Raw genomic sequence first — 9306 nt, 5'->3', positions numbered from 1 at the left:
CCTCGAACAGGGTCTTGACCTTGAGCCGGGCGGCCGAGCGCTCCGCGGGCGTCTCCCCGCGCAGTCGCCACATCACGATGTGCCTGATCGGGCCCGACATTTCCTGATTTCCTCGCCTGCGATTGTGCTTTGTTGGCGCTATTTTGCCTTGCAGAAAGCGGAAATAAAGGTCAAAATTTGTAAGTCTCTTTTCCTTATTTCGCAAAGATGGACCGGCTGCTCCAACTCGAGGTCTTCTCCAAAACCGCGGAGCTCGGCAGTCTGTCCAAGGCTGCCGAAATCCTGCGGATGTCGAACGCGGCCGCCAGCCGCCATCTCAGTGCGCTTGAGGAGCGCCTTGCGGTTCGGCTGATCGAGCGCAACACGCGCCGGCAATGGCTGACCGAAGCAGGACAGGAACTGCTGCAGCGCTGCAGCACGCTTCTGAACGAGCTCGCCGAGGCCGAGGACGCCGTCTCCGACCGTGCGCTGTCGCCAAAGGGCATGCTGCGCGTGACGAGCTCGCTGTCCTTCGCGATGATCTACCTCGCGCCGATGCTGCCTGCCTTCCGCGCGCTCTATCCTGATCTCAGCGTGCAGATCATCAGCGCGAACCGCTATCTCGACTTCATCGAAGCCGGCATTGACGTTGCGATCCGTACCCGCGAGCACGAACCGGATTCCAACATCGTCGTTCGTCGCATCGGCCAGATGCACCGCGTGCTCGCGGCAGCTCCGTCATATCTGGAGAAGCACGGCAGGCCCGAACATCCCGCCGATCTCGCCCGCCACAACATGCTGATCTACAACCTCGCCAACGATCCCTATTCGCTGCGGCTGAGCCAGGGCAGCACGACGCAGACGGTGCGGATCGCACCGACGCTCGACAGCAATGACGGCCAAATCATCTGTGGTGCGGCGCGCGCAGGGCTCGGCATCCTGATCCAGCCACTCTACATCGTGCAGGGCGATATTGCCGCCGGCCGGCTGGTGCCCGTGCTGAGGGACTGGCAGCTGCCGCTGCTCACCATGAACATCGCCTATCAGAACCGCGTCAGGCTGCCCGCCAAGATCAGGGTATTCTCCGACTTCCTCGTCAGTCATATCCGCGAGCATTCGGCGCCCGGCATATGGATCGACGCGGCAAATGAACGGGGCACCGGAGAATCCTGATCGCCCGGAGCGGGCAGGCCAGACAAACGCCGATCAGACAGCCGAGCTCGGGCTGGCTCTTGCGGACAAGACGGTCGATGGAAATCGACTTGCGAGGGCGCGAGTCTTGGGTTGAACGCGCGATCCGTCGATCACCTCGAGCCGGCCGCAGCGGTTCAGCGTGTGCAGCTTCCGCCCGGGCCATAGCGGTCCCGGCTTCAGCGAGTGGCGGACGATCTGCTTGAACGTCGTCGGCGACAGTTCGACCACCTCCGCCAGGGCGAGCGCTGCGCCATACCCATCGGCACAGTTCTGGACCGGCCGCCACAATTTGCCATTGAGAGTGACGAAGTTGCCTGCCGGCCGCGCGCTTGCACGGTCGATCAGGACCGGATTGCTGGCGTGAGGCAACCAGGGCCCCAGGAGGTGATCGGCGTAATAGATCGCCAGCGAATCCGAGTAACCGCCCGCTCCGTCGCGCCAGGCGCCGAATAGATAGTGCAGGCCGTCATGCTGCGTGATCGTCGCGTCCGCCAGTTCGAGGCCGGACAGCAACGTCGCGTGCCGCTCCCATTTGTCCGGAAAACGAACGCATTTGTAGAGCGCGACGTCGCCGTGGAGCGAGCTCTCTGGGATCATCCACAGCGCGCCATCGCTCTCGATCAGAAACGGATAAGAGAGGTGCCAGGGCTCCTCCAGCACGGGCACGGCTTTTCCTACTGGCCCCTCATCATTGAATTCGATGGCCGAGATGATGCCCTTTCCGACCCGGTGATCGAGATCTTCGAAGAAGACGAATGTTCGTCCCTGCCACGCGATGGGAAAGGGATCGGCATAGAAGTGGTCTCCGGGATCTCCCAGAACGTTCCAGCTTGGACCCGACAGATCTCCGGTCTGCCAGACGTCCGCCCCGTCGTTGAAGCGCCATCCGACATGCCAATGCGGGGCATAGCAGCACAGCCGATAGATCTCCTTGGCGACCGATACGGCAAGGCCGCGCGCGACATAGCCGACGGGGCCTCCAGGCGCGCCATGTCCTGCGGAGGGCACCAGCTGCGGCACGATGCGCGGCCTGCCCGAGACGATGGCAGCCACCATCGTCAGGGTGCGCGCCATGACCGTCTCTAATGCGCCGCTGAGGCCTGCGGCGATTTCTCCGGACGGGTGGCCACGGTCGAGCACCGAGCCGTCGATCTCGTTGACGATGTCGATCACGGGCAGGTCGCCGGCGAGAATGGCGGCGAGCGCCGCGTTTTCGCCTGCGCCTCCGTTGAACAGCGGCCGGAGATACAGCCGGGCAGGGCAATTCGGATCCCGCGCGGCGCCCGTGAAATCGACGATCACGTCGGCGGTCTCGGGACGAACCTGCGCCCGTTCCGGAATGACGGTCGGCTTGCTGGCGTCGCTGTGCTTGCCCTTGTGCAACACCACGCGTTCGAGCTCGAACAGGGCGTCTAGTCCTGCGGGCCGCGGCTCGACCGTCGCCGTCCATGCAACCTGCACCGGTACGTCCCGGCCGTCGACCGACAGCGTCTTGCGGCACATCCAGCGCCGCGCGTACTCACGTTCACAGCGAAACTCGATGATCATGTCGAGCCAATCTGTCTCAGCGCATCAGGTCAAACGACCTGATCGAGAATTCGGATGTATTCCTCCACCATGGCATCTACCGAATAGCGCAGCCGCAGGCCTTTGGCGTTTTGTCGCAGTTCGTCGCGCAATTGATCGTCGGTCAGCAGCCTGGAGACGGCTGCGGACAACTTCGCATGATCGGAGGCCTCGACGAAAAGTGCGGTCGGTCTGCCCCGGTAGGACAGTACTTCGCGCAGGACGGGAAGGTCAGTCACGACGGAGGGAACTCCGGCGTTCGCGGCCTCGACCGCCGCCAGACCGAAGGTCTCGGCCTGCGTCGGAAATACGAACACGTCCAGACAGGCCAGGAAGTCCGCCATTTCGCTGGGCGCAATCTCCCCGAGGAAATGTAGCCTGTCCGATACTTTCAATTCATTCGCGAGCTGCCTGAGCCGGGCCTCGTCGGCTCCCTGGCCGGCGAGCGCAAGGTGCCAGGAGGGCTCGTCCGGCAACAAACGTATCGCGGCATCGAGCCGCTTGTGTGGATGCAGCCTCGCAGCGCAGCCGAGCAGAACGCGATCCGGCGGCAGGTCGAGCTTTTGTCGCGCTGCCTCCTTCGACAGGGTGAGGGCCTTGTCGTCGAAGCCGTGAGGCACATGCACCATGCGCGATCGATAGGCGGCGGGATATCGCGAATACTCGCGTTCCATGTCCCGTGAGTTGAGCGTGATGCGGTCGAAGAAACCGATGCTGCCCATGATGATGTCCGCGGTGCGGATCGGCCAGCCCATCGCCAGTGTGGACGAGACCTGATTTGCGACAACAGGCGCGCGGCTGACGAGGCGCGTCACGCCAGCGCCGATGACGTTGCCGAAATGCTGGAATGTCAGGACGGCGTCGGGCCTGGTGGTCCGGATATGGCGGCCGAGCGTCCAGAGCATCCGCAGCAGCGCCACCGGATTGCCCGGCCGGCCCGGCGCGCAGTAGAGCGTATCGGGCGGCTCATCGAAAGAGCTGGATTTGCGGAAGAAGAACAGATGATTGACCCGGTAGCCGCGCGCGACCAGCCCGGCGCCGAGAAGCCGGGAGATCTCCTGCGCACCGGCATTCTCCGCCTGCGTTTGTGCGAGAAGCACATGCAGCTTCGGCCCGCCGCGGCTTGACCGTGCAGGCGCCGTCGCGTTCGTCTCGCCCGATTGCTTGTTCGGCTGGTAGTGGAGCACGGATCCCGACCGCTAAAGAAACGAAATCTTCACCTTCTTAACTCCGTACCTACCATGCGGGCATGATGGGGATAGGACTAGCAACAAACGGAGTTAATGCGAGCAACGGCGACGACATCGTTCGTCCCACATTCTTGCGGGGTCCCGCCGGGTACGCGGCGCGCGCGTTAACCAATCGGTGATGCGCGTTGCGCGCTCGTGACACCTAGTCGCACGAGTCGGCGCTGCGCACTGCATAATTGCCACGTCTCGATGCTGGCCAGCGCAAGAGCACGAGGACTGAAGGATCGACTCCGCTTCGCCGGCGGCAGAGAACGTTCAGGGCAATCGTCGCCAGCGTGAGCGAGACGGTCGCCGAAATGGCGGCGCCAAGCAGGCCGAGCCAGGGAATGAGGACGAGAAATCCCACGAGCCGCAGCGTGACGTTGGCGGCTACGACGGGGACATAGATCCGTTCATGACCGGTCAGCTGCAGGATCGCGGCAGACGGACCGCCCGCCGCCTGGATGGCGGTTCCGATTGCGAGCACGATCAGGACCGAGTGCTGCTCGGTGAAATGAGGTCCGAACAGGTTGAGGAGGTAGTCGCCGCCGAGCCAGATCGCGGCGAGGCCGGCGATGACGCACAGCGCGGTCACTTCCGCCATCAACTTCAAGGTCCGCTCGAATTCCTTTTGGTTCTTGCTGAAATACAGCGACGGGAGCCGGCGCGCGCCGAACGTGTACAGCGCCGCGGACAGCATGGCGAAGATGTTGGCGAGGCGCGAGGCTGCAAAGTAGATACCGGCGGTCGCCGGATCCAGCATCCAGTAGACCAGGATGACGTCGAAATACTGGTTGGCCGCTTCGAGGATCGAGGCCAGCCAGAAGTGCAGGGCACTCGATCGCCAGCGCGCCGATTCGAATCGCGCCGGCGTGTTGCGAAAATCCGGCAGGACCCGCGCGGTCGAAATGACCTGCGCAGCGAGGCCGACCGACAGGGCAATCGTCATCACCGCAAACAACTCGGCGGGATCGAGCTGCCGATGGCCGAGCAGCACAGCCAGCAGGAACAGCACGACGATGGCTCGCCAGAAGAACTCGCGATTGCCTTCGCCCATGAGGATGCGGACCAGCGATCGTGCGACCTGGCTTCCCAGCATCACACCGGCGTTGACGGCGGTGTAGGCCGACACCGCAATGACCAGCAGCCAACCGTTTCCCCGTGTGCTCGCCACGCCGGCGATCCCGGCGATGACGATCAGCATTGCGGCAGAGGTGATCTTCAAGCTGGACAGCAGGACGCCCTTGGTCAGGTCCGGCCGGTTGCCGACCTGATACTCGTTCAGGAATCTGACCAGCAACGATTCCTGGCCGACCAGCCCGACGACAGCTGCGATCTGGGCGACCGAAAGCCAGGTCGCGAAGATGCCGAAGCCGTCAGGCGACATCGTTCGTGCCGCCAGCGAGAACAACGCGAACGCGAGCACGCCGCTGCCCACCTTGAGGAGGATGGTCCCGGCAACACCGCGAGTGACGTCGCGCCGCATGAACTGGAGGATGACTTCGATCATGGAAGGTTAGGGGCTACGCTCCCCTGGAGACACATATTCCGATACTGCGGATGATCTAGCACGCCGAAGAACGGCGAGTGTTAATGGACGATTCCAGAAACTCGCCCAGCCGCGAGGATATCGCGGACGCCGGTTGCTTCACTGTGGAACATCGCCGTCTCCATTGTCCCCAAATCGTGCAAGGCCTGGCTCGACGGAATGAAGGCCGAGGGCCGCATCGCCGTCGAAAGAAGGCGAGATGGCCGATCGGGAGCGGAATGGTTCGCAAGGATCATTCGCCCAGATGGCAGGAACCGGGATTTGCGGGCTCCGGGCAAATCGCGTGCCGGGACAGCGGAGCGAAATTGGCGTTGCAGGTCATTAACCTCAATCTGCGGAACTGGCCGCGCATGGAGGGCGTCGGCAGGTTCGCGGTCCGCTCCGAGTGCGCATCGGCGAGCGGGGGGCTGCAACCTCAGATCCGAGAGCTCCTGGCCGCCGCCAGCTCCGATGGGTTCTCAGAGACGCACGGCGGTCGTCGCAAACGCCTGCGCGGCGGGCTCCTGGACTCGATTCAGAATCAGCATCCCCGCAATCGCGATGACCAGGGCCGCGACGCAGCCAAGCAAAAACGCCTTCATCCTCAGCCTCCCTCGATTGAACCAGCGAGCCATCTATACGACACAGCTTGCGGCGGGCAAGCTCATCGATCGCGCCGAGACGCCCCGGGTTCTATGGTTCTTGACTACCGGAATCCGCGCGGATGCCGGCGTTGGGCCGTTGAGCTGCACGCTTCGGAACCGAAGCAGGCCTTGCAAGTTTATTGCAGGCCCAGTGAGCGCATCGGAGGCCCTGCGTGACATTATCGAGAACGATCCTGTGCTTCGCGGCACTTTGTCTTGCTGGCAGCGCCCTGGCTCAGCCCGCGCAAACTGACTCGCCGTCGGCGCAAAAAACTCCTCCCGAAGAGAAAGGCCAGCTACAGCCGCAGGGCTGGACTGGCCCGATCAACACGGGGTCGGGCGGTGCGCCGGCCGAAAGTCCCCAGGGCCAGAGCCCGCCGGGCATGCAGGCCGCGCCGGAGGGATCGTCCAAGACCACGACGGCACCGGCCAAGTAGACGGTCTCGGGATGTTCATTTCCGTTGACTCTTCTGGCAATCTCCACGCCGTGAAAGCAGGGCCCGTCGGCAATGAACAGATCGCCTTTGTGCACGAAGGTGGCGGCAGCGCTGTGGGCCATGTTTGCCGCGTCTTCCGTGCACGCCGACATGGTCGGGCATGGCGGCCCGATACGATCTCTCGCTATTTCGCCCGATGGGCGCAGCCTTCTTTCCGGCAGCTTCGACACGGCGGCTATCCGCTGGTCGCTTCGGACCGAGACCGCAGAGCAGGTGCTGCGCTATCATGCTGATGGCGTCAACGCCGTCGCTTTTTTGAAAGACGGCCGCATGATCACGGCCGCGGCCGATGCACGAATCGCGGTGTGGACGGCCGGTCGTCCCGAGCCGGACCGGGTCATGGAGGGACACCTCGCTCCGATCGCTGCGCTTGCCGTATCGCCCGACGGGGCGCTGCTCGCGTCGGCTTCATGGGACCGGACGGTGCGGCTCTGGTCGCTATCGGACGGCACGTCCCGGGTGCTCGAAGGGCATTCGCAGAACGTCAACGGCGTCGCCTTCCTGCCGGATGGCCGGCTTGTCAGCGCCGGCTACGATCTTGCGCTGCGCATCTGGCGCCTGCCGGATGGTCCGCCCGATATCGTGACGTTGCCGGCGCCGCTGAACGCGGTGACCGTCGCGCCGGATGGTGAAATCATCACGGGCGCGGTCGATGGCAGGCTGCGCATGCTGACCGCGGACGGCAAGGTCAGTGGCGAGGTCGCGGCTGGTGCGACACCGGTTGTGGCCTTGGCCATGTCGGCGGACGGTGCGCTGATCGCTGCGGCCGGCATCGGCGGCACGGTGACGATCATCGATCGCAAGTCGCGCAGGCTGCTGCGCACGCTGCTTGGGCCTGGGCCGCCGGTGTGGTCCGTCGCTTTCCTGTCCGACCGCGAGACGCTGGTGACGGGTGGCGCGGACGGCAGGATCAGGCGCTGGAATGCGCGCACGGGCGATCCCATCGGCTCAGGTCTGATCGGCACGCCGGCCGATCCGCTCGCGGCCTATGCCGGCGATAACGGCGCCAATGTGTTTCGGGCCTGTGTTGCCTGCCACACGCTCTCCGACAAGGAGGTGCAGCGTGCCGGCCCGTCACTTGCGGGACTCTATGGCCGCAAGATCGCTTCGCTGCCGGGGTATCGCTTCTCGGATGCGCTGAAGACGATGGACATCGTCTGGACGCCCGAGACGGTTGCAAGACTGTTCGAGATTGGCCCGAATGCCTACACCCCCGGCACCAAGATGCCGGAGCAGCGCATCGGTTCGGCCGAAGACCGACGCGCGCTCACCGAGTTTCTGGGCCGCGCGACGTCGCGCTAGTTTCGCTTCAGTCCTTGCCCTCACGCTGGCGCAGATAATCATCAGTCGTGCGCGGCGGCGTTCGTTCCGGCACGCCCTTGAACGGGTCGAACTGCTGCTCGCTCATGACGATGACGCGGCAGTCTGCGCACATCCTGAGTGCATCGATCCGCTTGTCGCCGGCCGGATACATCCAGTGCCGGCCTTCGAGCTTGGCCGCGATTCGGTCGATCGTGCTCTTGACGCCGAACGGCGTGCTGCAGCGGACGCAGAGCGCGGGCTCCTCTTCCTTGATGATTGCGGCAGGCGCGCGCGCGGCGCGGAAGTCGATCTGCGGCTTCAGGCTGATGACCTTTTCCGGACAGGTGCTCTGGCACAGGCCGCACTGCACGCAGGCATCCTCGATGAATTTCAGCACCGGACGCTCGGGATCGTCGCGCAGCGCGCCGGTCGGGCAGGCCGAGACGCAGGAGAGGCACAGTGTGCAGCCATCGGTGTCCACGGTGATCGCGCCGACCGGGGCGCCCTGTGGCAGGGCGATCACGTCGACCGGCTGCGGCGCCAGCCTGTGCAGTTCGCCGAGGGCGAACCGCAGCAGGTCGCGTCGCTTGCCGACGGTCTTGAAGGTCGCTGGCGTTTCGATCGCGGCCAGCGTGCCGATCTCGGTCAAATGCTGGCCGAGCGCGTCGGGATCGTCGGTTTCGACGGTGGCGAGGCGACGGCCCGCAAATCCAAGGCCGCCGAGGATCGCCTCAGTCATCGCGATCGTCTGCGTCAAGCCGGTCACGTCGTGGCGCGGCTTGGCACGGAGCAGGAAACGCACGGCGGAGACGCCATAGGCGAAGGCGCCGACGATGGCTTCCAGCCCCACTTGCGTGAGCTCGTTGACGGCGAAGGGAAGCACGTTTGCCGGCAGGCCGTCGCCATGCCGCGCGAGGGCGTCGATCAGAGGCGTGCCGTGCGGACTGTCATGAAAGAGCAGCACCGCATCGGCGCCCCCGGCCTCACGATAGGCGAGCAGCATGGCGCGAAGCCGATGAAGCTGCGTATCGGCGGGCGGCAGCGTGTAGGAGACCGCGCCGGTCGGGCAGGCCGCCGCGCATTGGCCGCAGCCCGCGCAGATGTTCGGATCGATCGCGACATGATCGCCGGCGGGCGTGATCGCCCCGGCCGGGCAAAGATCGAGACAGCGATGGCAGCCGGTGCGCTTCGAGCGCGAGTGGGCGCAGAGGGAGGGGGCGACCTCGACATATCTCGGCTTGTCGAAGCTGCCGACGAGATCGCGCGCGGCCAGCACGGCGCGCAGGACAGCAGCGGGATCTTTCGTGTCGGCGCGCAGATAGCCGTCGCGCAGGTCGTGGGCAGGAAACAGCGGCATATCGCCGGAC

General features: G+C 64.7%; 7 protein-coding genes and 1 pseudogene. 2 read left to right on the top strand and 6 right to left on the bottom strand.

Annotation, left to right across the window (positions count from 1 at the left end):
• Positions 1-100, bottom strand: a pseudogene (locus tag JHD07_RS39740) (Dabb family protein); the annotation flags it as partial.
• Between the two features lie 107 nt (positions 101-207).
• Between JHD07_RS39740 and JHD07_RS08720 the strand changes: the two are divergent.
• Positions 208-1152 (top strand): LysR family transcriptional regulator, encoded by a 945-nt coding sequence (locus JHD07_RS08720; RefSeq protein ID WP_291621098.1) that lies wholly within the window; start codon positions 208-210, stop codon positions 1150-1152.
• Positions 1153-1185: 33 nt separating this feature from the next.
• Here JHD07_RS08720 and JHD07_RS08715 read toward each other — a convergent pair whose 3' ends face one another.
• The 4 genes from JHD07_RS08715 to JHD07_RS08700 form a co-directional block, all read right to left on the bottom strand.
• Positions 1186-2721: a hypothetical protein gene (locus tag JHD07_RS08715; RefSeq protein ID WP_291621096.1), complete on the bottom strand. Its 1536-nt coding sequence runs from the start codon at positions 2719-2721 to the stop codon at positions 1186-1188.
• A gap of 29 nt (positions 2722-2750) precedes the next feature.
• The gene (locus tag JHD07_RS08710; protein ID WP_291621094.1) at positions 2751-3926 is read right to left on the bottom strand and encodes a glycosyltransferase family 4 protein; all 1176 of its coding nucleotides are present in this window, start codon (positions 3924-3926) and stop codon (positions 2751-2753) included.
• A 205-nt stretch (positions 3927-4131) separates the two neighbouring features.
• Positions 4132-5478 (bottom strand): polysaccharide biosynthesis C-terminal domain-containing protein, encoded by a 1347-nt coding sequence (locus tag JHD07_RS08705; protein WP_291621092.1) that lies wholly within the window; start codon positions 5476-5478, stop codon positions 4132-4134.
• A 497-nt stretch (positions 5479-5975) separates the two neighbouring features.
• A complete protein-coding gene (locus JHD07_RS08700; protein ID WP_291621090.1) occupies positions 5976-6098 on the bottom strand; it encodes a hypothetical protein in 123 nt (40 codons plus the stop codon).
• A gap of 599 nt (positions 6099-6697) precedes the next feature.
• Here JHD07_RS08700 and JHD07_RS08695 point away from each other — a divergent pair.
• Entirely contained in the window at positions 6698-7939 is a 1242-nt protein-coding gene (locus tag JHD07_RS08695; RefSeq protein ID WP_291621088.1) for a c-type cytochrome, read from the top strand.
• A 7-nt stretch (positions 7940-7946) separates the two neighbouring features.
• On the opposite strand, the gene JHD07_RS08690 is transcribed toward JHD07_RS08695, so the two are convergent.
• On the bottom strand, positions 7947-9306 hold a 1360-nt coding region (locus JHD07_RS08690), incomplete at its 5' end, for a 4Fe-4S binding protein (protein WP_291621087.1).

This window comes from Bradyrhizobium sp., assembly GCF_016462955.1.
Taxonomy (GTDB): Bacteria; Pseudomonadota; Alphaproteobacteria; order Rhizobiales; family Xanthobacteraceae; genus Bradyrhizobium.
The sequence above is the reverse complement of the archived record's forward strand: the minus strand, read 5'-3'. Positions and strand labels throughout refer to the sequence as shown.

What these genes read in the sequence shown, in the direction of transcription:
- JHD07_RS08720 (WP_291621098.1), top strand. Translation starts at nt 208, where the DNA reads ATGGACCGGCTGCTCCAACTCGAGGTCTTCTCCAAAACCGCGGAGCTC.
- JHD07_RS08715 (WP_291621096.1), bottom strand. Translation starts at nt 2,721, where the DNA reads ATGATCATCGAGTTTCGCTGTGAACGTGAGTACGCGCGGCGCTGGATG.
- JHD07_RS08705 (WP_291621092.1), bottom strand. Translation starts at nt 5,478, where the DNA reads ATGATCGAAGTCATCCTCCAGTTCATGCGGCGCGACGTCACTCGCGGT.
- JHD07_RS08700 (WP_291621090.1), bottom strand. Translation starts at nt 6,098, where the DNA reads ATGAAGGCGTTTTTGCTTGGCTGCGTCGCGGCCCTGGTCATCGCGATT.
- JHD07_RS08695 (WP_291621088.1), top strand. Translation starts at nt 6,698, where the DNA reads ATGTTTGCCGCGTCTTCCGTGCACGCCGACATGGTCGGGCATGGCGGC.